Below are 24044 nucleotides of genomic sequence, written 5' to 3'. Positions count from 1 at the left end.
ATGACGAAGACCGCTCTCCTCCTGGCCGCCCTGCTGGCCGCGGCCGGCGCCTCGGCGCAGACCGTCAAGCTGCAGACCTCCGAAGGCGACATCCGCATCCAGCTCAATGCCGAGAAGGCGCCCAAGTCGGTGGCCAACTTCCTGCAGTACGTGAAGGCCGGCCACTACAACGGCGTCATCTTCCACCGCGTCATCCCGAACTTCATGGTGCAGACCGGCGGCTACGACGCCAAGCTGAACCAGCGCCCGGTCAAGTCACCCATTCCGCTGGAAGCCGGCAACGGCCTGTCCAACGTGCGCGGCAGCCTCGCGATGGCCCGCACGGGCGATCCGAACTCGGCGACGTCGCAGTTCTTCATCAACGTCGTCGACAACCCCTATCTCGACGCCGACCCCATGAACCCCAGGAGCGGCTACGCCGTGTTCGGGCAGGTCGTCGAGGGCATGGAGGTCGTCGACAAGATCCGCGCCGCCGAGACCGCCGCGAGGGGCATCCACGAGAATCTGCCCCTCAAGCCCATCTTCATCACCAAGGCTCTCGTCGAGCCTGCACCCAAATGAGCCAAGTCAAACTCACCACCAACCACGGCGACATCCTCATCGAGCTGGACGCCGAGAAGGCGCCGCTGTCCGTCGCCAACTTCCTGCAGTACGTGCGCGCCGGCCACTACGACGGCACGGTGTTCCACCGCGTCATCAAGGGCTTCATGATCCAGGGCGGCGGCTTCGAGCAGGGCATGAAGCAAAAGCCCACCGAGGCGCCCATCCAGAACGAGGCCAACAACGGCCTGAAGAACGCTCACTACACGCTGGCCATGGCGCGCACGAACGCGCCGCACTCGGCCACGGCGCAGTTCTTCATCAACACGACGAACAACGGCTTCCTGGACTTCAAGTCCGAGAGCCCGTCGGGCTGGGGCTATGCCGTGTTCGGCAAGGTCGTCGAGGGCCAGGACATCGTCGACAAGATCGAGAAGGTCAAGACCAGCCGCTCCGGTTTCCATGACGACGTGCCGGTCGAGGCCGTGGTCATCGAGAAGGCCGTCGAGGTTTGATCCACACGCTGACGGCGCCGGTGCAGTGGCAGCAGGTGGACCTGCTGTCCGACCTGCACCTGGGGCCGGACACGCCGGGCACGCTGGCCCGGCTTGAGGCGCACCTCGCCCGGACCACGGCCGACGCCGTGCTGCTGCTGGGCGACATCTTCGAGGTCTGGGTGGGCGACGATGCCCGCCACGAGCCTTTCGAGGCCGGCGTCGTGACGATGCTGCGCGAGGCATCGCGGCGGCTGGACCTGTTCTTCATGGCCGGCAACCGCGACTTCCTTGTCGGCGCCGAGCTGCTGGCCGACGCCGGCATGACCGCCCTGCCCGACCCCACCGTGCTGACTGCCTTCGGCCAGCGCTGGCTGCTGGCGCACGGCGACGCGCAGTGCCTGGCCGACGCCGGCTACCAGGCCTGGCGCGCCACCGCGCGCTCGGCCGCCTGGCAGGCCGACTTCCTGGCCAAACCTCTGGCAGAACGCCAGGCCTTCGGCCGCCAGGCGCGTGCGCAGAGCCGCGCCTCCCAGGCTGCGCAGCTGATGGCGACCGACCTCGATGCCGACGCCTGCCATGCGCTGCTGCGAGAGGCGGGCGCCACGACGCTGATCCACGGCCACACGCACCGCCCGGCCGAGCATGGCCTGGGCGATGGCCTCCGGCGGGTCGTGCTGTCCGACTGGGACTTGGACGCCTCGCCGCCCCGCGGCGACGTCATCCGTCTGTCGGCCGCCGGCCTGCAACGGCTGCCGCTGTGATCCTGAAGGCCATCCGGGGCTGGCGCGAGCAACGCGCCGTCGAACGCCACGCCATTCCCGAGGCGCTGTGGCAGCTGACGCTGCTGCGCTACCCCTTCCTGGCCCGGCGCAACGAGGACGACCTCGCCGAACTGCGCCGGCTGTGCAGCCTGTTCCTGTCGACCAAGGAATTCCACGGCGTCGCCGGCTTCGAGGTCAGCGACGAGGTGGCCGTGGCCGTCGCGGCGCAGGCCTGCCTGCCGGTACTGCGGCTGGGGCTCTCCTGGTACGACGGCTTCGTCGGCATCGTCATGCACGCCGGCGAGGTGGTCGCGCAGCGGCGCTTCGAGGACGAGGACGGCATCGTCCACGAGTACGACGAGGAACTGGCCGGCGAAGCGATGGAAGGCGGGCCGCTGATGCTGGCCTGGCAGGCCATCGCCATCAGCGACGACCCGGCCGAGTTCGGCGCAGACGCGGTCTTCAACGTCGTCATCCACGAGTTCGCCCACGTCATCGACATGCGCGACGGGCTGGCCGACGGCGTGCCGCCACTGGACGCCGACGAACGCGAGCGCTGGATCGAAGTGATCGACGCCGAGTGGGAGAAGTTCTGCGAGCGCATCGACGCCGGCGAAGACACGCTGATCGACCCCTATGGCGGCGAGGCCGTCGAGGAATTCTTTGCCGTGGCCGTCGAGGCCTTCTTCGTGGCGCCCGCCGCGATGCGCATGGAGGAGCCAGCGATGTACCGCCTGCTGGCCGACTTCTTCAGACAGGACCCGGCGGGCTGACAACAAAAAAGGACGCCGCAGCGTCCTTTCCTTTTTGCGGGCCTGGGTTCAGGCCGTGGCCGGCTCGGCCTTGGGCTTGCCGTCCTTGCTGGGCTTGGGCGGCGTCGGCTGGATGTCCAGCACCGTCTCGCCCTTGTCGTCCACGTCCACGCTCAGGCGGCCACCGTCCACCAGCTTGCCGAACAGCAGTTCGTCGGCCAGTGCGCGGCGGATGGTGTCCTGGATGAGCCGCTGCATCGGCCGCGCGCCCATCAGCGGGTCGAAGCCCTTCTTGGCGAGCTGCTTGCGCAGTGCGTCGGAGAAGCTGACCTCGACCTTCTTTTCCTGCAGCTGGCTTTCCAGCTGCAGCAGGAACTTGTCGACCACGCGCAGGATGATCTCCTCGTCCAGCGCGCGGAAGGACACGATGGCGTCCAGCCGGTTGCGGAACTCGGGCGTGAACAGGCGCTTGATGTCGGCCATCTCGTCGCCCTGCTGGCGCGACGTCGTGAAGCCGATGGTCGCCTTGTTCATGATCTCGGCGCCCGCGTTCGTCGTCATGATGATGATGACGTTGCGGAAGTCGGCCTTGCGCCCGTTGTTGTCGGTCAGCGTGCCGTGGTCCATGACCTGCAGCAGCACGTTGAAGACGTCCGGGTGGGCCTTCTCGATCTCGTCGAGCAGCAGCACCGCGTGCGGCTTCTTCGTGACGGCCTCGGTCAGCAGGCCGCCCTGGTCGAAGCCGACATAGCCCGGAGGCGCGCCGATGAGGCGGCTGACGGCGTGACGCTCCATGTACTCGGACATGTCGAAGCGGATCAGCTCGATGCCCAGGATGTAGGCGAGCTGCTTGGCCACTTCGGTCTTGCCGACGCCCGTGGGGCCGCTGAAAAGGAACGAGCCCACCGGCTTGTCCGGACGACCGAGGCCCGAGCGCGCCATCTTGATGGCGGCGGCCAGCGCATCGACGGCCGGGTCCTGACCGAACACGACGCTCTTGAGGTCGCGGTCCAGCGTCTTGAGCTTGCTGCGGTCGTCGCTGTTGACCGATGCGGGCGGGATGCGCGCGATCTTGGCGACGATGTCTTCCACCTCGGCGCGGGTGATGGTCTTCTTCTGCTTGCTCTTGGGCAGGATGCGCTGGGCGGCACCAGCCTCGTCGATGACGTCGATGGCCTTGTCCGGCAGGTGGCGGTCGTTGATGTACTTGGCCGACAGCTCGGCCGCCGCCTGCAGCGCGCCCAGCGCGTACTTGACGGAGTGGTGCTCCTCGAAGCGGCTCTTCAGCCCCTTCAGGATCTCGACGGTCTGCTCGACCGACGGCTCGGGCACGTCGATCTTCTGGAAACGGCGGCTCAGCGCCGCGTCCTTCTCGAAGATGCCGCGGTACTCGGTGAAGGTCGTCGCGCCGATGCACTTCATCTGGCCGCTGGACAGCGCCGGCTTCAGCAGATTGCTGGCGTCCAGCGTGCCGCCCGACGCGGCGCCAGCGCCGATCAGCGTGTGGATCTCGTCGATGAACAGCACGGCATGCGGCTGCTCCTTGAGCGCCTTCAGCACGGCCTTCAGGCGCTGCTCGAAGTCGCCACGGTACTTGGTGCCCGCCAGCAGCGCGCCCATGTCCAGCGAGTAGACGACGGAGTCGGCCAGCACCTCGGGCACTTCGCCTTCGGTGATGCGCCAGGCCAGGCCCTCGGCGATGGCCGTCTTGCCGACGCCGGCCTCCCCCACCAGCAGCGGGTTGTTCTTGCGGCGGCGGCACAGCACCTGCACCACGCGCTCGACCTCGGCTTCGCGGCCGATCAGCGGATCGATCTTGCCGTCCTTGGCCTGCTGGTTCAGGTTCTGCGTGAACTGCTCCAGCGGCGACGCCTTGGCGCTGGCGCCCTCGCCTTCCTCGCGTTCCCCTTCCTGGCCGGGCTGCTGGCCTTCGGGCGCCTTGGGCGGCTCAGGGTCGGTCTTCTTGATGCCGTGGGCGATGAAGTTGACGACGTCCAGGCGCGTGACGCCCTGCTGGTGCAGGTAGTAGACGGCGTGCGAATCCTTCTCGCCGAAGATGGCGACCAGCACGTTGGCACCCGTCACTTCCTTCTTGCCGCTGCCCGTGCTCTGCACATGCATGATGGCGCGCTGGATGACGCGCTGGAAGCCGAGCGTGGGCTGGGTGTCCACCTCATCGCTGCCACCCACCATGGGCGTGTTTTCCTTGATGAACTGCGTCAGGCTCTTGCGCAGGTCATCGAGATTGGCGGCGCAGGCGCGCAGCACTTCGGCGGCGCTGGGGTTGTCCAGCAACGCGAGCAGCAGGTGCTCGACGGTGATGAATTCGTGCCGCTGCTGGCGCGCCTCGACGAACGCCATGTGCAAACTGACTTCAAGCTCTTGCGCAATCATGCGGCCTCCATAATGCACTGCAGGGGGTGGCCAGCACGCCGGGAGGCGGCCAGTACCAACTCCACCTTGGTCGCAGCGACGTCCTTGGTGAACACACCGCAAACCCCGCGACCCTCGTGGTGGATTTTGAGCATGATCTGCGTCGCCGTATCGAGGTCATGCCGGAAAAATTCCTGCAGAACCATGACTACAAACTCCATCGGGGTGAAATCGTCGTTCAGCAGCAGCACCTGGTAGAGCCGCGGCGGCTCGGTTTTCTGCGTCTGGCGCTCGACGACGACGGCCCCGTCGCCTTCGTCCTTGCCGGGCCTCAGGGGAGGCGTGGGCGGGGGCGGAGCCGACTGGTTTCGCGGTGAAAAAACGGGGAACACAGGCATGGGTTGATTCTATCGATGGGGGTATCCCCCACCGACTTGCAGGCACTTGGCGGCGCGCCCCGGAATTGCAAGCGCGCAACCGGTTCTGAGGGTGAACCCGGCCGGGAAGGTCCCGAATTGACGCTTTTTGTCGCGCTACCAGAATCTCGTCCGCCTCCTCGGGGAGGTGCCACAAAGAACGGAGACAAGATGATGGCGCTGGGCAAGGTCAAGTGGTTCAACGATGCCAAGGGCTTTGGTTTCATCGAGCCGGAGGCCGGCGGCGATGACGTCTTCGCCCATTTTTCGGCGATCCAGATGGAAGGCTTCCGGACGCTGAAGCAAGGCAGCCAGGTGCAGTTCGACCTGGTGCAGGGCCCCAAGGGCCAGCTCGCGCAGAACATCACGCCCATGGAGGCGGCGCGCAGCCTGGAACAACCGCAGGCCTCCTGAGCCCCCACCCGCCGGGCCCGCCCGGCAACCCGCCAGCCCCGAGGCCCTGCCAGCCTGCGGGGCTTTTGCGTTGGAGCAAGGCACGGCGGCCTCGGCGAAGGCTGGCTCGCCGCCATCCGCTGCCGGCTTGCTAGAGTTCGCACCTTGCGCGCGCGCCGCGAGACCGTGCGCTGCAGAGATTCGACATTCACCGGAACACCCTCATGACCGCCGAAACGCCCAAGATCGTCTACACCCTGACCGATGAAGCCCCCCGCCTGGCCACCGCCTCGCTGCTGCCGGTCGTCCAGCGCTTTGCGGCCCAGGCTGGGATCGATGTCGTCACCAGCGACATCTCGGTGGCCGGCCGCATCCTGGGCCAGTTCCCCGAGCTGCTGACCGAAGAGCAGCGCGTGCCCGACAACCTGGCCGCACTGGGCAAGCTGACGTTCAAGCCCGAAGCCAACATCATCAAGCTGCCCAACATCAGCGCGTCCGTGTCCCAGCTCAAGGCTGCCATCAAGGAGCTGCAGGACAAGGGCTACAAGATCCCGAACTTCCCCGAGAAGCCCGAGACGGACGAAGAGAAGGACATCCGCGCCCGCTACAACAAGTGCATCGGCTCGGCCGTGAACCCGGTGCTGCGCGAAGGCAACTCCGACCGCCGCGCGCCCAAGGCCGTCAAGGCCTACGCCCGCAAGAACCCGCACCGCATGGACGAGTGGAGCCAGGCCTCGCGCTCGCACGTGTCGCACATGCATGACGGCGACTTCTATCACGGCGAAAAGTCGCTGACGCTGGACCGCGCGCGCACCGTGAAGATGGAGCTCATCACGAAGAGCGGCAAGACCATCGTGCTCAAGCCCAAGGTCGCGCTGCTGGACCGCGAAGTCATCGACTCCATGTTCATGAGCAAGAAGGCGCTGCTGGCCTTCTACGAGAAGGAGATCGAGGACGCACGCAAGACCGGCGTGATGTTCTCGCTGCACGTGAAGGCCACCATGATGAAGGTGAGCCACCCCATCGTGTTCGGCCACTGCGTGCGCATCTTCTACCGCGAGGCGTTCGAGAAGCACGGCAAGCTGTTCGACGAGCTGGGCGTCAACGTCAACAACGGCATGGTGGACCTGTACACCAAGATCGCCACGCTGCCGAGCGCCAAGCAGGACGAGATCAAGCGCGACCTGCACGCCTGCCATGAGCACCGCCCCGAGCTGGCGATGGTGGACTCGGCCAAGGGCATCACCAACTTCCATTCGCCCAACGACATCATCGTGGACGCCTCCATGCCGGCCATGATCCGCAGCGGCGGCAAGATGTACGGCGCCGACGGCCGCCTGAAGGACGTGAAGGCCGTGATGCCCGAGTCGACCTTCGCCCGCATCTACCAGGAGATCATCAACTTCTGCAAGTGGCACGGCGCCTTCGACCCGAAGACCATGGGCACGGTGCCCAACGTCGGCCTGATGGCCCAGCAGGCCGAGGAATACGGCTCGCACGACAAGACCTTCGAGATCACCGAAGACGGCGTGGCCAACATCACCGACCTGGAAACGGGCGAGGTGCTGCTGAGCCAGAACGTCGAGCAGGGTGACATCTGGCGCATGTGCCAGTGCAAGGACGCCGCCATCCGCGACTGGGTCAAGCTGGCCGTCAACCGCGCCCGCAACTCGGGCATGCCGGTGGTCTTCTGGCTGGACAGCTACCGCCCGCACGAGGCGCAGCTGATCCGCAAGGTCAAGATGTACCTGCACGAGCACGACACGACCGGCCTGGACATCCAGATCATGAGCCAGGTGCGCGCGATGCGTTACACGCTGGAGCGCGTCATCCGCGGCCTGGACACCATCAGCGCCACCGGCAACATCCTGCGCGACTACCTGACCGACCTGTTCCCCATCATGGAACTGGGCACGTCGGCCAAGATGCTGTCCATCGTGCCGCTGATGGCCGGCGGCGGCATGTACGAGACGGGTGCCGGCGGCTCCGCGCCCAAGCACGTGCAGCAGCTGGTGGAAGAGAACCACCTGCGCTGGGACTCGCTGGGCGAGTTCCTGGCGCTGGCCGTGAGCCTGGAAGAGCTGGGCCTGAAGACCGGCAATACCAGGGCGACGCTGCTGGCCAAGGCGCTGGACGCCGCCACCGGCAAGCTGATGGACAACGGCAAGGGTCCCAGCCCCAAGACCGGCGAAATCGACAACCGCGGCAGCCACTTCTACCTGACGCTGTACTGGGCGCAGGAACTGGCCTCGCAGACCGAGGACGCCGAGCTGGCCGCCAAGTTCAAGGCCGTGGCCGAGACGCTGGCCGCCAACGAAGCCAAGATCGCCGACGAGCTGAAGGCGGTGCAGGGCAAGCCGGTGGACATCGGCGGCTACTTCCTGCCGGACGCAGCCAAGCTGGACGTCGTCATGCGCCCGAGCGCGACGTTCAACGCCGCACTGGCGGCGCTGAGCTGAGGTCCCACCACGACCGACAAGGGGCGCCGCAGGCGCCCCTTTTTGTTGGCGGGCGTCGCCCGCGCCGGCTGACCCACCCCCAGGTCAGGCCAGCCACGCTTGGCGCACGGTCAGCCGCTGGCGCCGTCGACCACCTCGGCCGCCGCGCGGAACGCGTCCACGGCCGCCGGGAAGCCGCAGTAGACGCTCGCGTGCAGGAAGATCTCCTGCAGCTCCTCGACCGTCACGCCGTTGTTCAGCGCGCCGCGCACATGGGTCTTCAACTCGTGCATGCGGCCCAGCGCCACCAGCATGCTCACGGTGACGATGCTGCGCGTGCGCAGGTCGATGCCGTCGCGCTGCCAGGTGTTGCCCCAGGCGTGGCGCGTGACGAGCTCCTGCAGCGGCGCGGTGAACGGCGTGACCTTGGCCAGCGCGGCGTCGACGTAGGCGTCGCCCAGCACCGCGCGGCGCGTCGCCAGGCCTTGGGGATCGAGTTCCATGGGGGGCTCCTTCGTGCTTGCCGTGCAGCTTAGCGAGCCGCGGACCGCGCCGGTTCAGAAAGCGAGAAGCCCATCGACGTCACCGGCGATGGGCTTGCGCGAGGGGCCGCGGGCGGTGCCCGCCGGCATCAGGCCATGCAGTCGACCATGACCTGCCCGAAGCCCGAGCACGATACCTGCGTCGCGCCGTCCATCAGCCGCGCGAAGTCGTAGGTGACCTTCTTGCTGAGGATGGCCTTTTCCATCGACGCGATGATGAGGTCGGCCGCCTCGGTCCAGCCGATGTGGCGCAGCATCATCTCGGCGGACAGGATGGAGGAGCCGGGGTTCACGTAGTCCTTGCCGGCGTACTTGGGCGCCGTGCCGTGCGTGGCCTCGAACATCGCCACCGAGTCGCTCATGTTGGCGCCCGGCGCGATGCCGATGCCGCCCACCTGCGCGGCCAGCGCGTCGGAGATGTAGTCGCCGTTGAGGTTCAGCGTCGCGATGACGCTGTACTCGGCCGGGCGCAGCATGATCTGCTGCAGGAAGGCGTCGGCGATGACGTCCTTGATCGTGATGAGCTTGCCGGTGCGCGGGTTCTTGAGGCGGCACCACGGGCCGCCGTCGATGGGCTCGGCGCCGAATTCCTTCTGCGCCAGCGCATAGCCCCAGTCGCGGAAGGCGCCTTCCGTGAACTTCATGATGTTGCCCTTGTGCACCAGCGTGACCGACGGCTTGTCGTTGTCGATGGCGTACTGGATGGCCTTGCGCACCAGGCGCTCGGTGCCCTCGCGGCTGACGGGCTTGATGCCGATGCCCGACGTCTCGGGGAAGCGCACCTTCTTGGCGCCGAGTTCGTCGCGCAGGAAGGCGATGAGCTTCTTCGCCTTGTCACTGCCGGCCTCGTACTCGATGCCGGCGTAGATGTCCTCCGAGTTCTCGCGGAAGATGACCATGTCGACCTTGTGCGGCTCTTTCACGGGGCTGGGCACACCGTCGAAGTACTGCACGGGGCGCAGGCAGACGTACAGGTCCAGCTCCTGGCGCAGCGTCACGTTCAGCGAGCGGATGCCGCCGCCCACCGGCGTCGTCAGCGGGCCCTTGATGGAGACGATGTAGTCCTTCACGGCCTGCAGCGTCTCGTCGGGCAGCCACACGTCGGGGCCGTAGACGCGCGTGCTCTTCTCGCCGGCGTAGATCTCCATCCAGTGGATCTTGCGGGCGCCGCCATAGGCCTTGGCGACGGCGGCATCCACGACCTTCAGCATGACCGGCGTGATGTCCAGCCCGGTGCCGTCACCCTCGATGAACGGGATGATGGGGTTGTGCGGCACGTTCAGCGAGAAGTCGGCGTTGACGGTGATCTTCTGGCCGCCTTCGGGCACGTGGAGGTGTTGGGACATGGCGTAGCGCTTTCGCAGCGATGCGAGGACAAGGATGCGGCGAGTTTATGGCCCGCGTCAGCAGGCCAGCATGACGCGCTGCCACACGCCGTGCGCCAGCCCCCAGCCCGCGCCCAGCGCCAGCATCAGCCCGGCCAGGCGCAGCGCCAGCACGTCGCCGGCCGGCCCGCGCTTCAGCAGCCGCGCGCGCCACAGCGGCGCGACCACCAGCCCCGGCGTGCTGGCCAGCGCAAAGCCCGCCATCGCCGCGCCGCCGCTCAGCGGCGAGCCCGACAGCCCCGCCAGCAGCAGCGCCGCATGCAGCAGCCCGCAGGGCATGGCCACCCAGGCCAGCCCGGTGGCAAACGCGTGGCGCGGCTGCGGCCGCCAGCGCACGGCGCCCAGCCAGGCCGGCACGCGCCCTTGCAGCAACAGCAGCAGGCCGAACAGCAGCAGCGCCGCCTGCAGCAGCGCCCAGGCGGGCTGCAGCAGCGCCACGCTCTGCGACGCCCGCGCCAGCGCCTCGGCCGAGGCCGCCGCGACGACGCCGCCGGCCGTGTAGCCCAGCACCCGCCCGGCCAGCAGCCGCGCCGGCTTCGGGCCGCCTGCCAGCGCGCAGGGCGCGCTGCACATGGCCGCGCAATGCGGCATGCCGGCCAGGCCCATCAGCGTGGCCGACACGACGAGCGCGAGGTCACCGGCCATCAGATGATCTTGGAGAAACGCTCCCGGCTCGCGTCCGCCTGCAGATAGCGGTCGAACACCGCGGCCACGGCGCGCACGAAGTACCAGCCCAATGGCGTCACCTGGATGGCGCCCGGCTCCAGCACGACGAGGCCCTGCCCCGCCAGCTGCGTCAGCCGCGCCAGCTCGGGCTCGAAGTAGGTCGGCACGTCGACGAGGTAGGACGCCGCGATGGACTCGTACTCCACGCGCCCCTGGCACATCAGCGCCATGATGACGGCACGGCGCAGCAGGTCGTCACGCGTCAGCGCCAGGCCGCGCTGCACAGGCAGCTGCTGCTGGTTCAGCGCATCCTCGTACTCGGCCAGCGTCTTGGCGTTCTGCGCGTAGGAGGCCCCCACGCGGCTGATGGCAGAGACGCCCAGGCCCACGAGGTCGCAGTCGGGCTGCGTCGAGTAGCCCTGGAAGCCGCGGTGCAGCAGGCCCTGGCGCTTGGCGATGGCCAGCGGGTCGTCCGGCAGCGCGAAGTGGTCCATACCGATGTAGGTGTAGCCCTCGCCCAGCAGCGCGCTGATGGCACCCGACAGCATGGCCAGCTTGTCGCCCGCGGGCGGCAGCAGCTCGGCGACGATGCGGCGCTGTGGCTTGAAGCGCTGCGGCAGGTGGGCGTAGGCATACATCGCGATGCGGTCGGGCCGCAGCTCGGCCACCTGCGCGATGGTGCGGGCGAAGCTGGCGGGCGTCTGCAGCGGCAGGCCGTAGATCAAGTCCACGTTGGTGGACGAGAAGCCCAGTTCGCGGGCGTGCTGCATCAGCGCGGCCACCTGCTCCAGCGGCTGCACGCGGTGAACGGCCTTCTGCACGGCGGCGTCGAAGTCCTGCACGCCGAACGACAGCCGGTTGAAGCCCAGCAGCCGCAGGTGGGCCAGCCGGGCCAGGTCCACCGTGCGCGGGTCCACCTCGATGGACAGCTCGGCGCCCGGCAGCAGCTTGAAGCGGCGCCGCAGCATCTCCATCAGCTCGCCCAGCTCGGCGTCGGACAGGAAGGTGGGCGAGCCGCCGCCCAGGTGCAGCTGCGACACCGGCGCGATGCCACCGGCCCCGGCGGCGAGCGCATCGGCCACCAGGTCCACCTCACGGCCCAGCGCGGCCAGGTAGGGCGCGGCACGGTCGTGGTGCTTGGTGATGATCTTGTTGCAGGCGCAGTAGTAGCAGAGCTGCTCGCAGAACGGGATGTGCACGTACACCGACAGCGGCTGCACCGTGCCGCGCTGTCGCAGCGCCTGCAGGTGTTGCGCACCCTGGTGGGCCTCGACGAAGCGGTCCGCCGTCGGGTAGGACGTGTAGCGCGGTCCGGCCACGTCGTGTCGGCGCAGCAGGTCGGCAAGCTCAAGTTCGAGTTGGGGAGGACGATCGGTCACAGCAGCCATGTCGCCACTTTGCCGAGCCAGCCCCGCCCCGGCCTTGACGCAGGTCAAGGCCGGGGCGGGTCGCCTGGCGAAGAATGCCCCACATGCTGACGACCCAACCCTGCCCGATGCGCGCGTCGCCCGCATCCGAACCGTCGACACTGCCCGCCATCGAGCCGCTGAAGGTCGCCTGCGCCAGCTGCAACCTGCGCGAGCTGTGCCTGCCCGTTGGCCTGAATTCGGGCGAGCTGCAGCAGCTGGACGGCCTGGTCGCCAAGCGCCGCTCGGTGGCACGGGGCGACCACCTGTTCCGCAACGGCGAGCGCTTCGAGGCGCTGTACGCGGTGCGCACCGGCTTCTTCAAGACCTGCGTGGGCAGCGAGGACGGCCGCGATCAGGTGACCGGCTTCCAGATGGCCGGCGAGCTGCTGGGGCTGGACGGCATCAGCAGCGACCACCACCACTGCGACGCCGTCGCGCTGGAGGACTCGTCGGTCTGCGTCATCCCCTACGCGCAGCTGGAAGACCTGTCGCGCGAGTTCACGGTGCTGCAGCACCAGTTCCACAAGATCATGAGCCGCGAGATCGTGCGCGATCACGGCGTCATGCTGCTGCTGGGCAACATGCGCGCGGAGGAGCGGCTGGCCGCCTTCCTGCTGAACCTGACGCAGCGGTTGCAGGCGCGCGGGTTCTCGGCGTCCAGCCTCGTGCTGCGCATGACGCGCGAGGAGATCGGCAGCTACCTGGGCCTGAAGCTGGAGACCGTGAGCCGCACGTTCTCGCGCTTCCAGGACGAGGGGCTGATGGAGGTGAAGCAGCGGCAGCTGCGCATCCTGAACCAGGCGGGGCTGCAGGCGCTCGTCAACAACAGCCGGTGTTGAGTTGAGGCCCCTCGCCCGCGCTTGCCGCTGAACGCGGGCAAGCCCGGGCGGTCTTGCAGACCGCGCAGCCGACGGAGCGGCTGCCCTTCGGCAGGCACGACAAGTCCTGAGGACTTGTCGTGTCCGGCCTCAGCCCCCGAGGGGACGGCGATGATCGCGGGGGTGGCCCCGCTCGCACATCGCCCAAGGGGGCCGGCTTGCGGGGTGGAGTCGGACACAAGCAGTCCCTGCGGACTGCTTGTGCCTACGGAACGCCATGGGCCTCTGGCCCATGGCAGGCCCGGCGCTCGGCCCCAATGCAAAAAAGAAAAAGCCCCGCGGCGTGCGCGGGGCCTTGAAGTCACGAGCGGTGAGGTCAGCCGACCTTGATCTCGTTGCGCACTTCCTTCACGCCGGGGACGGCGGCGACGAGCTTGATGGCCTTCTGGGCCAGTTCGGCGCTGGGGGCCGCGCCCTTCACGATGACGACGCCGCTGTCGGTGCTGCTGACGGTCAGCGGCAGGGTCTGCAGGTCCTTGTCCTGCTGCAGCACGGCCGCGGCCTGGGCGGCAACAGCGGCGGCGTCCGCAGGCTGGGCCTGCGGCGCCTGACCGGCGGGCGCCGGGGCCGGGTCGGCGGCGAAGGCGGTGGACAGGGCCGTCGCCGTCAGGGTGGCGGTCAGCAGGCGGGCAAAGGTGGAAGCGTGTTGCATGCGTATCTCCTGAGGATGCGTGGATAAAACGCGGCACCGGATCGGCACCACGACACCCTCAGCGCAACAGCCGTGCCAGCCCCGACTTCTCCTTTCATATCAACCACTTGACTCTCTTGCGAGCCGGGTTGGCACGGCCAGGCGGGCGATTCTGTCGCCGCCTGGCGACAGGCCCGGCGCCGCGCGGGCTAAGTGCCTGATTCACCGGACCTTTTGCTGTCGCTGAAATCCGACGCCGCATCTTGGGGGTCGTCGCGGAACAGCTGCGGGTCCAGCCCGTGCTTCTGCATCAGCCGGTAGAACTCGCTGCGGTTGCGGTCGGCCAGCCGCGCGGCCTCGGCGACATGGCCGGAGGTCAGCCTGAGCAAGCGGTTCAGGTAGTCGCGCTCGAAGCGCTGCTTGGCCTGCTGGTAGTTCAGCACCTCGGCCGACGGCATCTGCAGCGCCCGCTGCACCTGCGCCAGCGGCACCAGCGGCGCCGTCGCCAGCACGCAGACCTGCTCGACGACGTTGTAGAGCTGGCGCACGTTGCCGGGCCACGGCGCCGTCACCAGCGCCTCCAGCGCGTCGGGCGCAAAGCCCTTCACACGCTTGTGGTGGCGCGCGGCCAGCGCGGCGAGGAAGTGCTGCGCCAGCAACGCGATGTCCTCGCGGCGCTCGCCCAGCGCCGGCAGCGCCAGCCGCACGACGTTGAGCCGGTAGTACAGGTCGGGCCGGAACTGCCCCTCGGCCATTGCCAGCTCCAGGTCGCGGTGCGTGGCCGACAGCACGCGCACGTCCACCGCCACCGCGTCGTTGCTGCCCACCGGCCGCACGACGCGCTCCTGCAGCACGCGCAGCAGCTTCACCTGCAGCGCCAGCGGCATGTCGCCGATCTCGTCCAGGAACACCGTGCCGCCGTGCGCCGCCGGGATCAGCCCCTGGCGGTGGCCCTGCGCGCCGGTGAAGGCGCCCTTCACATGGCCGAACAGCTCCGACTCCAGCAGCGCCTCGGGGATGGCGCCGCAGTTCACGGCGATGAAGGGCTTGCCGGCCCGCGGGCTGGCGCGGTGCAGGGCCCGGGCCAGCAGCTCCTTGCCGGTGCCACTGTCGCCGCTGATGAGCACGCTGGCGTCGGTGGCGGCCACCAGCCGCGCCTCGGCCAGCACCTCGGCCATGCGCGGGCTGCGGCTGATGATCTCGCGGCGCCAGTCGCCATCGCCGTCGAACGGCGCCGGGCCGGGCGCGTTGACGCGCAGCGCCTGCTGGATCCTGGCCAGCAGCTCCTTGGCGTCGTAGGGCTTGGTCAGGTAGGCGTGGGCGCCGCGCGTGGTGGCATCCACCGCGTCGGGGATGGTCCCGTGCGCCGTCAGCAGGATGACCGGCAGCGACGGGTGGCTGGCGCGCAGCTCGTCGAACAGCGCCAGGCCGTCCAGGCCCGGCAGGCGCACGTCGGTGATGACCAGCGACGGCAGCTTCACCGCCAGGTGCGCCAGCGCGGCCTCGGCGCTGGCCACGGCCTGCACCTGGTAGCCCGCGGCGGTGAGCCGCATCGTCATCAGGCGCAGCAGGTCGGCGTCGTCGTCGACGACGAGCAGGGAGGCTGGGGCGGTCATGCGTTACTCCTCAGCGCTTGGCGGGCAAGGTCTGCTCGATGACTTTGAGCGCTTCGAGCTTCTCGTTCAGCTGATCGTTGCGGCGCTGGCTGTCGCGCAGCTGCTGCGTCAGCTTGTCGACACTGTCCTGCAGCCGGCGCTGCTCGGCCAGGCGCAGCGACAGCTGCACGGCCAGCGGCTTCAGCGGCTCGGCCTGCGGGTCCGCGGAGGCGGCGACCGCCTCCACCTGCGCGGCGGCCTGCGCCAGCTCGGCGGCGCTGCGGCCCAGCGACAAGGCCTTGCGCAACTCCTCGCCCGTAGCGAGCACGCCCTGCAGCGCCTGCACCTCGGGCGCGGGCGGCGGCTCGGGGCACACCGGCGCGGGCCGCGGCGGCTCGGCGGCCGGCGGGGGCGTCTGGCAGGCCGCCAGCAGCAACAGGAAGGCGATTTCAAACAGTCGTTTCATGAGGCAGTTCAAGTCGGAAATGGGCGCCGCGTTCGCTGGGCAGCAGGCGGCAGCGGCCGCCGTGCGCCTGCGCGATCTCGCGCACGATGGACAGGCCGATGCCGCTGCCGCGGCGCGCACCCGGTGCCTGGTGGCGGCCCTGGTAGAAGGGGTCGAAGATGTGCGCCACGTCCTCGGCGGCCACGCCGGGCCCGGCGTCGATGCAGTCGATGGCCACGCGGCCACCACCCTGCCCCAGCGCCAGCGTGATGACGCCGCCCGGCGGGCTGAAGCGCACCGCGTTGCCCAGCAGGTTGGCCAGCACGATGCCCAGCTTCTCCTCGTCGGCCATCACCGTGCAGGGCTCGGCCTGCACGCGCACCTGCAGCCCGCGCGCCTGCCACAGCAGCCGCTGGTCGTCGGCCACGCGCTGCAGCAGCGCCTGCAATGCCACCGGGCGGCGCTGCAGGCGCTGCGAACCGGAGGCCAGCGTCTGGTAGTGCAGCAGGTCTTCGATCTGGCGCTGCAGCGCGGCGCTGTTGTCGCCCAGGATGCGCACGATCTCGGCCTGGTCCGCCGTCAGCGGCCCGGCCACGCCGTCGCGCAGCAGCGCCGCGCCCTCGCGGATGGAGGCCATGGGCGTCTTCAACTCATGCGAGATGTGGCGCACGAAGCGCGTCTTGTCGGACTCCAGCGCCGCCAGCCGCTGGCGCAGCCACTCCAGCTGCTCGCCCAGCCGGCGCATGTCGGCCGGGCCACGCACGGCCACCGGCTCGTCGAAACGGTTGTCGCCCAGCCGGCCGATGGCCGCCTCCACGAGCCGCAGCGGCCGCAGCAACCAGCGCCCGAAGCCGAAGCCCAGCAGCACGGCCAGCGCGATGGCGCCCAGCACCAGCCCGCTGATGACGCGGCGCTGCTGCTCCAGTTCGGCCAGCACCGCGTCGCTGCGGCGGTCCATGGCCTGCTGGCTGCGCTCGGCCAGCAGCTCGTTCAGCCGGTGCAACCGCGCCAGCAGCGGCGCCAGCCGCTTCAGCGCCGCGGGCCGCGCGCGCGCCGGGCCGGGGTCCTGCAGCACGGCCCCGGCGGCATCGGCCTGGGCCAGCCATTCGGTGAACAGCGGGCGGTCGGCGGCGTCCGGCATCAGCGCCGTGAGCGCAGCCTGGGTGGTGCGCGCGTCCTGCCAGGCAGCCTGGAAGCGCTCGCGCAGGCTGGCGTCGTCCAGCACGAGGAACTGCCGCGCGCTGCGCTCCATGGCCACGGTGCGCTCGGCCAGACGCTGCACCTGAGCGGTCAGCGCGGCGGCGTCCTGCGAGGCCTGGCGGCCCAGCTGGGCCACATGCTCCAGCGCGAACATGGCCTGCGCCGCCGCGCCGCCCAGCACCACGGTGATGAGCAGGAAGGCGGCCAGCAGCCCCTGGTGGAAGGACAGGCCACGCAGGCGCTGGCGGGCCGGGTCGGTGCGGGACGGAGGCTCGGGGGCGTTGGCGGGCGTGAGGGAGAAGTCCAGAGGGAAAGCGGCCAGGTGGGCGCTGCATGCTAGGCCGGCGCCCGGCGCGCGCCCACCCCAACTTCGTCAGGCTTTGCATCACGATGCAACCGGCCTGCCACGATCCGAAAACTGCACCATGCTGCACTGCACAAAATCAAGCAGAAGCGGGCGTAGGATGGGGTTCATGCGTCCACAGATCCTGATCATCGGCTGCGGTTTCGGCGGCCTGGAGGCGGCCCGTGCCTTTTCCGGTTCAAGCGGTGCCGAGGTCGACATCACGGTGGTCGACAAAACCAACCACCACCTGTTCCAGCCGCTGCTGTACCAGGTGGCCACGGCGGGGCTGTCGGCGCCGTCCATCGCGGCGCCCATCCGGCACCTGTTCCGGCGCCAGCCCAACGTGACGACGCTGCTGGGCGAGGTCGTCGCCATCGACGCGCAGGCGCGCACGGCGACGCTGAAAGACGGCGCGCTGCTGCGCTGGGACCACCTCATCGTCGCCGCCGGCGCCACGCACAGCTACTTCGGCCGCGACGAGTGGGCGCGCTACGCGCCCGGGCTGAAGACGCTGGACGACGCGTTCGAGATCCGCCGCCGCGTGCTGATGGCGTTCGAGGCCGCCGAGCGCGAGGACGACCCGGCCCGCCGCGCCGCGCTGCTGCAGTTCGTCGTCGTCGGCGGCGGGCCCACCGGCGTGGAGCTGGCCGGCACCTTCGCCGAGATCGCGCGGCACACGCTGCCGGGCGAGTTCCGCCGCATCGACCCGCGCCAGGCGCGCATCCTGCTGGTGGAGGGTGGCCCGCGCGTGCTGGCCGCCATGCCCGAGGCCTTGAGCGAACGCGCCCGCGAGCAACTGGCCGCGCTGGGCGTGGACGTGCGCCTGGGCGCGCGCGTGACGGGCATCGACGCCGACGGGCTGGACGTGACGACCGCTGCCGGCGCGGAGCGGCTGCACAGCCGCTGCGTCGTGTGGGCGGCCGGCGTGGCGGCGTCGCCATTGGGCCGGGCGCTGGCCGAGGCCACCGGCTGCACGCTGGACCGCGCCGGCCGCGTCGTCGTGGAGCCCGACCTGAGCCTGGCGGGCCACCCGCGCATCCAGGTCATCGGCGACCTGGCCGCCGCGCAGAGCCACAAGCCGGGCCACCCGCCGCGGCCGGTGCCGGGCGTGTCACCCGGCGCGAAGCAGATGGGCCGCTGCGCCGCCGCCAACATCCGCCGCCAGCTGCGCGGCGAGGCCACGCAGGCCTTCCGCTATGCCGACTACGGCAACCTCGCCACCATCGGCCGCAACAGCGCCGTGGTGGACCTGGGCTCGCCGGCCGGGCCGCTGCGCTTCTCGGGCTATTTCGCGTGGCTGTTCTGGCTGTTCGCGCACGTGTACTTCCTGATCGGCTACCGCAACCGCTTCGTCGTGCTGCTGGACTGGGCCTGGGCCTACTGGACCTACGACCGCGGTGCGCGCGTCGTCGCCAACGCGGTGTTGCCGGGGGTCAGCGCGGCCAGCCCGGCGAGCGCCGCTGCGGCTGCTGACCGTCCGACGGCAGGCTGACCAGCAGCAGCGCCAGGCTGGCGCCCAGCGCGACGACGCCCCAGAAGATCAGGAAGCTGACGGTGTAGACGGCCTGCGCCGACAGCTCCACCGGTGCGGCGCCGAACCAGCGCAGCTCCAGTGGGTCCACCACCGAGAACACCAGCGCCTCCAGCACGCCGGCCGCCAGGAAGGACGACCAGGCCACCGCCATCGCGAAGCGCGCGACGCGCGAGGGGCCGGGCGCGCCTGTCACCGCGGGGCTCCCGGCGTGCCGGTGGCGGCGTGGTTGCGGCCCACCATGGCCGGCACGTCGCCGGCGCGGGCGCGCATGTCGGCGGGCTCGACGTCGTCGGCGGCCTGATGCGCCTTGGCGCGCAGGTCCAGCGGCGGGTCGGGGTGGCGGATGGCCAGCGCCAGCGTGAAGAAGCTGGCGATGACGACGGCGATGGGGCCGCCCGCCACCAGCCAGACCATGGGTTCCCGCCAGGCGGGTTGAGCAGGGGAAGCAGCAGGCATCGATCTCTCCTGGGGTTCAGCGCGGCAGCACGAAGGTGGACTTCTCGACGACGGTCTCGGGGTGCTCGCCGTCGCGGGTGATGCGCCAGTGCATCGGGTGGGCGCCGGGCTTGGTCTGCGCGGCCACCTCGGGCGGCAGGCGCAGCGCCACGGCCACCCAGCGCGCCTCGGCCGGGCCCAGCTCCACGGTGCGGGCCTGGCTCAGCATCAGGCCGGGCAGGCCCTCGGCCTCGAAGCGGTAGCGCTGCGGCGACTCGGTCGCGTTCATGACCTGCAGCCGGTAGACGTTCTCGATCCAGCCGTCCTCCACCAGTCGCGCGAGCGAGGCGCGGTCGCGCACGACGTCGACGCGGAAGGAATGCCGCGACGCAATGTTCCACAGCAGCGCCGAGCAGATGGCCAGCAACACGGCGCTGTAGATCAGCACGCGCGGGCGCAGCACGCGGCGCCAGCGCTGCGCACGTGTGAGCCGCTGCTCCAGGCCGTTCTCGGTGTCGTAGCGGATCAGGCCCTGCGGCGTGCCCATCTTGTCCATGACGCCGTTGCAGACGTCGATGCAGGCAGCGCAGCCGATGCACTCGTACTGCAGGCCGTCGCGGATGTCGATGCCGGTGGGGCAGACCTGCACGCACAGGCCACAGTCGATGCAGTCGCCGATGGCGGCCGCGCGCTCCTCGCCCTTCTTGCGCTTGGCGTTGTTGCCGCGCGGCTCGCCGCGCACGGGGTCGTAGCTGACGATCAGCGTGTCGCGGTCGAACATCGCGCTCTGGAAGCGCGCGTACGGGCACATGTACTTGCAGACCTGCTCGCGCATGTAACCGGCATTGCCGTAGGTGGCGAAGCCGTAGAACAGCACCCAGAAGGTCTCCCACGGGCCCAGGCCCAGCGCCAGCACCTCGGCACCCAGCGTGTGGATGGGCGTGAAGTAGCCGACGAAGGTGAAGCCGGTCCACAGCCCGAGCGCGATCCACACCGCCTGCTTGCCGCCTTTGCGCCAGAGCTTGTTGAAGCTCCACGGCGCCTTGTCCAGCCGCAGCCGCGCATTGCGGTCGCCCTCGAACCAGTGTTCGACGCGCATGAAGATCTCGGTGTAGACCGTCTGCGGGCAGGCGTAGCCGCACCACAGCCGCCCCGCCACCGCGGTGAACAGGAACAGCCCGAAGGCCGAGATCATCAGCAGGGCCGTGAGGTACACGAAATCCTGCGGGTACAGCACCAGGCCGAAGACGTAGAAGCGGCGGGCTTCCAGGTCGAACAGCACGGCCTGGCGCTCGCCCCAGTCCAGCCAGGGCAGGCCGTAGAACACCAGCTGCGTCAGCGCCACGAAGGCCCAACGCCAGCGCGTGTAGAACCCGTCCACCGCCCGGGGGTGGATCTTGTCTTCCGAGCGGTAGAGGCGGATGACCTGGGTGGCGTCACCCCGGCCTGGTGCTGCGGGACCGGTCATGGATCAGGGCGTGGCGGCGACGTTCTGCGATTGCGACAGGTTCCACACATAGGTCGCCAGCACACGGATCTGCTCGGCGGTGAGCCGCTCGCCGTGGGCCGGCATCACGTTGTGCTTGCCGTTGTTGACCATGGCCATGATGGCTTCCTCACCCCAGCCGTGCAACCAGATCTTGTCGCTCAGGTTGGGCGCGCCCAGCGCCGGGTTGCCCTTGCCGCCCACGCCGTGGCAGGCCGCGCAGGCCGCGAACTTGGGCTTGCCCAGCTGCGCGTACAGCGGGTTGTGCGGGCTGCCCGACAGCGACAGCACGTAGTGCGCGACGTTGCGCACGTCCTCGCTGCTGCCCACCGCCGGCGCCATGACGGGCATGTTGCCCTCGCGGCCCTTGGTGATGGTCTCGGTGATGGTCTCGACGCTGCCGCCCCACAGCCAGTCGCTGTCGGTCAGGTTGGGGAAGCCCTTGGAGCCCTTGGCGTCGGCGCCGTGGCACTGCGCGCAGTTGTTGGCGAACAGGCGCTCGCCGATGGCGTGGGCCTTGGGGTCCTTGGCCAGCTGCTCGGGCGCCATGTTCGCGAAGCCGGCGTAGACAGGCGCCATGGCGGCGCGCGTCTGTGCCACCTCGGCGGCGTGCTCGTCCAGGCTGGTCCAGCCCAGCGAGCCCTTGGCGCTGCCCAGGCCCGGGTACAGCGCCAGGTAGGCGCCGGCAAAGACGATGGTCAGCACGAACAGGCCCATCCACCACAGCGGCAGCGGGTTGTTCAGTTCGCGCAGATCCTCGTCCCAGACGTGGCCGGTGGTGTTGTCGGCGGCGGAAGGCTGGCGGCGGCTGGCGATGATCAGCAGCACGCCACAGGCCAGCAGGCCCAGCACCGTGGCGGCCGCGACGAAGATCGACCAGCCGGAGCTGAAGAAGTCACTCATTGCTCGCCTCCCTCAAAGGGCAGCGCGGCGGCGGCCTCGAAGCGGCCCCGCCAGGCCCAGACGACGATGCCCACGAAAACGGCCAGCGACACGAGGGTCACGGCGATGCGGAGTTCGTTGATGCCCATGATGCGGGCTCCTTACTTGTTCGCGGTGCCAAGCACCTGCAGATAGGCGACCAGCGCGTCCAGCTCGGTCTTGCCGGCGACGTCCTGCGAGGACGCCTGGATGTCGGCGTCGGTGTAGGGCACGCCCAGCGTGCGCATGGCCTTCAGGCGCACGGGCATGCCGGCGGCGTCCACCGGGTTCTGCGCCAGCCACGGGTAGGCGGGCATGTTGGACTCGGGCACCACGTCGCGCGGGTTGTTCAGGTGGATGCGGTGCCAGTCGTCGCTGTACTTGGCGCCCACGCGGTGCAGGTCGGGGCCGGTGCGCTTGCTGCCCCACTGGAACGGGTGGTCGTAGACGAACTCGCCCGCGGTGGAGTACTTGCCATAACGCAGCGTCTCGGCGGCAAGCGGCCGGATCATCTGCGAGTGGCAGTTGTAGCAGCCCTCGCGCAGGTAGATGTCGCGGCCCGCCAGCTGCAGCGCGCTGTAGGGCTTGAGGCCCGGCGCGGCCTGCGTGGTGGAGCGCTGGAAGAACAGCGGCACGATCTCGACGATGCCGCCGACCAGCACGGTCAGCAGCACCAGCACGATCATCAGCAGGTTGCTGGTTTCGATGCGCTGGTGGCCGGTGACGGCTTCGGGTTGGGTACTCATGTTTTCTCCTCAGGCGTGGGCCAGCGCGGGGGCGGGAATGCGCACCGGGGTGGCGCTGCCGGCCTGCACGGTCTTGATGACGTTCCAGGCCATGACCAGCATGCCGCCCAGGTACAGCAGGCCGCCGGCCAGCCGGATCACGTAGAACGGCCAGGTCGCCTTGACGCTCTCGACGAAGGTGTAGACCAGCGTGCCGTCGGGGTTGACCGCGCGCCACATCAGGCCCTGCATGACACCGGCGATCCACATCGCGGCGATGTACAGCACGATGCCCAGCGTCGCGATCCAGAAGTGCAGCTCGATGGCACTCTTGGAGTACATCTGCGTGCGGCCGAACATGCGCGGGATCAGGTGGTACAGGCAGCCCATGGACACCAGGCCGACCCAGCCGAGCGCGCCGCTATGCACATGGCCCACCGTCCAGTCGGTGTAGTGCGACAGCGCATTGACCGTCTTGATGGACATCATCGGGCCCTCGAAGGTCGACATGCCGTAGAACGACAGCGACACGATGAGGAACTTCAGGATGGGGTCGTCGCGCAGCTTGTGCCAGGCCCCCGACAGCGTCATGACGCCGTTGATCATGCCGCCCCAGCTCGGCGCCAGCAGCACCAGGCTGAAGATCATGCCGACGCTCTGCGCCCAGTCCGGCAGCGCGGTGTAGTGCAGGTGGTGCGGGCCCGCCCACATGTACGTGAAGATCAGCGCCCAGAAGTGGACGATGGACAGGCGGTAGCTGTAGACGGGGCGCTCGGCCTGCTTGGGGATGTAGTAATACATCATCCCCAGGAAGCCGGCCGTCAGGAAGAAGCCCACGGCGTTGTGGCCGTACCACCACTGCACCATCGCGTCCTGCACGCCGGCGTAGGCGGAGTAGCTCTTGAATGCGCCCACCGGGATCTCGGCACTGTTGACGATGTGCAGCAGCGCGACCGCGATGATGAACGCGCCGAAGAACCAGTTGGCCACGTAGATGTGGCGGATCTTGCGCGTGCCCACCGTGCCGAAGAACACGACCGCGTAGGCCACCCAGACGACAGCGATCAGGATGTCGATGGGCCATTCCAGCTCGGCGTATTCCTTGCCAGTCGTGTAGCCCAGCGGCAGCGTGACGGCCGCCGCGAGGATGACCAGCTGCCAGCCCCAGAACGTGAACCAGCCCAGCTTGGGCAGGAACAGCTTGGTCTGGCCCGTGCGCTGCACCACGTGGTAGCTGGTCGCGAACAGCGTGCAACCGCCGAACGCGAAGATGACCGCGTTGGTGTGCAGCGGCCGCAGGCGGCCGTAGCTCAGCCACGGGATGCCCAGGTTCAGTTCGGGCCAGGCCAGCTGGGCGGCGATGAACACCCCCACCAGCATGCCCACCACGCCCCAGAGAACGGCGGCCAGCGCGAATGCCCGCACCGGTCCGTCCTCGTAATTCGCCCCGGGGGTTGCCAGGGCCTTCTCGTTCGCCATCGCGACTCCTTCAGTCTGATGCAAACGATTCTTCGTGGGGAGGGCCTCAGGGGGCTTGATCCTCGTCAAGCAGGATGCGATTGCCCTCACCTTCCAGCTCGTCCAGTTGCCCGGAGTTCACGGCCCAGCCGAACACGGCCAGGATGATGAGCACCAGCACGATGGAGAACGGGATCAGGAGGTAGAGGATGTCCATG

26 protein-coding genes are annotated in these 24044 nt (G+C 69.2%); 8 read left to right on the top strand and 18 right to left on the bottom strand.

Annotation, left to right across the window (positions count from 1 at the left end; translation table 11 throughout):
* Genes AC1Q7O_RS04280 through AC1Q7O_RS04265 form a run of 4 tightly spaced genes read left to right on the top strand, consistent with a single transcriptional unit; the run spans position 1 to position 2571 of the window.
* Positions 1-561 (top strand): peptidylprolyl isomerase, encoded by a 561-nt coding sequence (locus tag AC1Q7O_RS04280; RefSeq protein ID WP_492659227.1) that lies wholly within the window; start codon positions 1-3, stop codon positions 559-561.
* Positions 558-1055 carry a peptidylprolyl isomerase gene (locus AC1Q7O_RS04275; RefSeq protein WP_492659226.1) on the top strand — a complete coding sequence of 166 codons (498 nt, stop codon included), beginning with the start codon at positions 558-560 and terminating at the stop codon, positions 1053-1055. Before AC1Q7O_RS04280 ends, AC1Q7O_RS04275 begins: the two co-directional genes overlap by 4 nt.
* Complete coding sequence (locus tag AC1Q7O_RS04270; RefSeq protein ID WP_492659225.1) at positions 1052-1798, top strand: UDP-2,3-diacylglucosamine diphosphatase; 747 nt, start codon at positions 1052-1054, stop codon at positions 1796-1798. The genes AC1Q7O_RS04275 and AC1Q7O_RS04270 overlap by 4 nt, the downstream gene beginning before the upstream one ends.
* Positions 1798-2571: a M90 family metallopeptidase gene (locus AC1Q7O_RS04265; protein ID WP_492659236.1), complete on the top strand. Its 774-nt coding sequence runs from the start codon at positions 1798-1800 to the stop codon at positions 2569-2571. Before AC1Q7O_RS04270 ends, AC1Q7O_RS04265 begins: the two co-directional genes overlap by 1 nt.
* A 48-nt stretch (positions 2572-2619) precedes the next feature.
* Here AC1Q7O_RS04265 and clpA read toward each other — a convergent pair whose 3' ends face one another.
* Together clpA and clpS are read right to left on the bottom strand one after the other, a co-directional pair.
* Positions 2620-4944 (bottom strand): ATP-dependent Clp protease ATP-binding subunit ClpA, encoded by a 2325-nt coding sequence (clpA, locus tag AC1Q7O_RS04260; RefSeq protein WP_492659224.1) that lies wholly within the window; start codon positions 4942-4944, stop codon positions 2620-2622.
* Positions 4941-5321, bottom strand: coding sequence for an ATP-dependent Clp protease adapter ClpS (gene clpS, locus AC1Q7O_RS04255; protein ID WP_394514077.1), 381 nt, complete (start codon positions 5319-5321; stop codon positions 4941-4943). Before clpS ends, clpA begins: the two co-directional genes overlap by 4 nt.
* Before the next feature lie 192 nt (positions 5322-5513).
* Between clpS and AC1Q7O_RS04250 the strand changes: the two genes are divergently transcribed.
* Entirely contained in the window at positions 5514-5753 is a 240-nt protein-coding gene (locus AC1Q7O_RS04250) for a cold shock domain-containing protein (RefSeq protein WP_233370284.1), read from the top strand.
* 203 nt (positions 5754-5956) lie between these two features.
* Positions 5957-8191 (top strand): NADP-dependent isocitrate dehydrogenase, encoded by a 2235-nt coding sequence (locus AC1Q7O_RS04245; RefSeq protein WP_492659223.1) that lies wholly within the window; start codon positions 5957-5959, stop codon positions 8189-8191.
* A 110-nt stretch (positions 8192-8301) separates the two neighbouring features.
* Here the strand turns inward: AC1Q7O_RS04245 and AC1Q7O_RS04240 are convergent, their stop codons facing one another.
* The 4 genes from AC1Q7O_RS04240 to hemN form a co-directional block, all read right to left on the bottom strand.
* Positions 8302-8673 (bottom strand): carboxymuconolactone decarboxylase family protein, encoded by a 372-nt coding sequence (locus tag AC1Q7O_RS04240; protein WP_492659222.1) that lies wholly within the window; start codon positions 8671-8673, stop codon positions 8302-8304.
* A 128-nt stretch (positions 8674-8801) separates the two neighbouring features.
* A complete protein-coding gene (gene icd, locus AC1Q7O_RS04235; protein WP_492659221.1) occupies positions 8802-10058 on the bottom strand; it encodes an NADP-dependent isocitrate dehydrogenase in 1257 nt (418 codons plus the stop codon).
* 57 nt (positions 10059-10115) lie between these two features.
* The gene (locus tag AC1Q7O_RS04230) at positions 10116-10742 is read right to left on the bottom strand and encodes an urease accessory protein UreH domain-containing protein (RefSeq protein ID WP_492659220.1); all 627 of its coding nucleotides are present in this window, start codon (positions 10740-10742) and stop codon (positions 10116-10118) included.
* Complete coding sequence (hemN, locus tag AC1Q7O_RS04225) at positions 10742-12151, bottom strand: oxygen-independent coproporphyrinogen III oxidase (protein ID WP_492659219.1); 1410 nt, start codon at positions 12149-12151, stop codon at positions 10742-10744. Before hemN ends, AC1Q7O_RS04230 begins: the two co-directional genes overlap by 1 nt.
* A gap of 107 nt (positions 12152-12258) precedes the next feature.
* Between hemN and fnr the strand changes: the two genes are divergently transcribed.
* Positions 12259-13011 carry a fumarate/nitrate reduction transcriptional regulator Fnr gene (gene fnr, locus AC1Q7O_RS04220; protein WP_492659235.1) on the top strand — a complete coding sequence of 251 codons (753 nt, stop codon included), beginning with the start codon at positions 12259-12261 and terminating at the stop codon, positions 13009-13011.
* Positions 13012-13366: 355 nt separating this feature from the next.
* Here the strand turns inward: fnr and AC1Q7O_RS04215 are convergent, their stop codons facing one another.
* From AC1Q7O_RS04215 to AC1Q7O_RS04200, 4 genes are all read right to left on the bottom strand, one after another.
* A complete protein-coding gene (locus tag AC1Q7O_RS04215) occupies positions 13367-13702 on the bottom strand; it encodes a BON domain-containing protein (protein ID WP_492659218.1) in 336 nt (111 codons plus the stop codon).
* A gap of 188 nt (positions 13703-13890) precedes the next feature.
* Complete coding sequence (locus AC1Q7O_RS04210) at positions 13891-15297, bottom strand: sigma 54-interacting transcriptional regulator (protein ID WP_492659217.1); 1407 nt, start codon at positions 15295-15297, stop codon at positions 13891-13893.
* Positions 15298-15307: 10 nt separating this feature from the next.
* Positions 15308-15742 (bottom strand): hypothetical protein, encoded by a 435-nt coding sequence (locus AC1Q7O_RS04205; RefSeq protein WP_492659216.1) that lies wholly within the window; start codon positions 15740-15742, stop codon positions 15308-15310.
* Complete coding sequence (locus tag AC1Q7O_RS04200; RefSeq protein WP_492662664.1) at positions 15726-17105, bottom strand: sensor histidine kinase; 1380 nt, start codon at positions 17103-17105, stop codon at positions 15726-15728. The genes AC1Q7O_RS04205 and AC1Q7O_RS04200 overlap by 17 nt, the downstream gene beginning before the upstream one ends.
* 289 nt (positions 17106-17394) lie before the next feature.
* On the opposite strand from AC1Q7O_RS04200, the gene AC1Q7O_RS04195 reads away from it, so the two are divergent.
* On the top strand, positions 17395-18759 hold the full coding sequence (locus AC1Q7O_RS04195; RefSeq protein WP_492659214.1) for an NAD(P)/FAD-dependent oxidoreductase: 1365 nt from the start codon (positions 17395-17397) through the stop codon (positions 18757-18759).
* Here the strand turns inward: AC1Q7O_RS04195 and AC1Q7O_RS04190 are convergent.
* Genes AC1Q7O_RS04190 through ccoS form a run of 8 tightly spaced genes read right to left on the bottom strand, consistent with a single transcriptional unit; the run spans position 18701 to position 24043 of the window.
* Positions 18701-18994, bottom strand: a complete 294-nt coding sequence (locus tag AC1Q7O_RS04190; RefSeq protein ID WP_492659213.1) for a hypothetical protein — start codon at positions 18992-18994, stop codon at positions 18701-18703. The genes AC1Q7O_RS04195 and AC1Q7O_RS04190 overlap by 59 nt on opposite strands.
* Positions 18991-19257 (bottom strand): hypothetical protein, encoded by a 267-nt coding sequence (locus AC1Q7O_RS04185; protein WP_492659212.1) that lies wholly within the window; start codon positions 19255-19257, stop codon positions 18991-18993. Before AC1Q7O_RS04185 ends, AC1Q7O_RS04190 begins: the two co-directional genes overlap by 4 nt.
* A gap of 16 nt (positions 19258-19273) precedes the next feature.
* A complete protein-coding gene (ccoG, locus tag AC1Q7O_RS04180; RefSeq protein WP_492659211.1) occupies positions 19274-20704 on the bottom strand; it encodes a cytochrome c oxidase accessory protein CcoG in 1431 nt (476 codons plus the stop codon).
* A 3-nt stretch (positions 20705-20707) separates the two neighbouring features.
* Positions 20708-21625, bottom strand: coding sequence for a cytochrome-c oxidase, cbb3-type subunit III (gene ccoP / locus AC1Q7O_RS04175; RefSeq protein WP_492659210.1), 918 nt, complete (start codon positions 21623-21625; stop codon positions 20708-20710).
* The gene (locus tag AC1Q7O_RS04170) at positions 21622-21753 is read right to left on the bottom strand and encodes a cbb3-type cytochrome oxidase subunit 3 (RefSeq protein ID WP_492659209.1); all 132 of its coding nucleotides are present in this window, start codon (positions 21751-21753) and stop codon (positions 21622-21624) included. Before AC1Q7O_RS04170 ends, ccoP begins: the two co-directional genes overlap by 4 nt.
* A 12-nt stretch (positions 21754-21765) precedes the next feature.
* Positions 21766-22389, bottom strand: coding sequence for a cytochrome-c oxidase, cbb3-type subunit II (gene ccoO, locus AC1Q7O_RS04165; protein ID WP_492659208.1), 624 nt, complete (start codon positions 22387-22389; stop codon positions 21766-21768).
* A gap of 9 nt (positions 22390-22398) precedes the next feature.
* Positions 22399-23847: a cytochrome-c oxidase, cbb3-type subunit I gene (ccoN, locus tag AC1Q7O_RS04160; RefSeq protein WP_492659207.1), complete on the bottom strand. Its 1449-nt coding sequence runs from the start codon at positions 23845-23847 to the stop codon at positions 22399-22401.
* Between the two features lie 46 nt (positions 23848-23893).
* Entirely contained in the window at positions 23894-24043 is a 150-nt protein-coding gene (gene ccoS / locus AC1Q7O_RS04155; RefSeq protein ID WP_492659206.1) for a cbb3-type cytochrome oxidase assembly protein CcoS, read from the bottom strand.
* Position 24044: the final 1 nt, after the last annotated feature.

It is taken from the genome of Roseateles sp. GW823-FHT07B05, from assembly GCF_058794515.1.
This window is presented reverse-complemented; position numbering and strand designations above follow the sequence as displayed.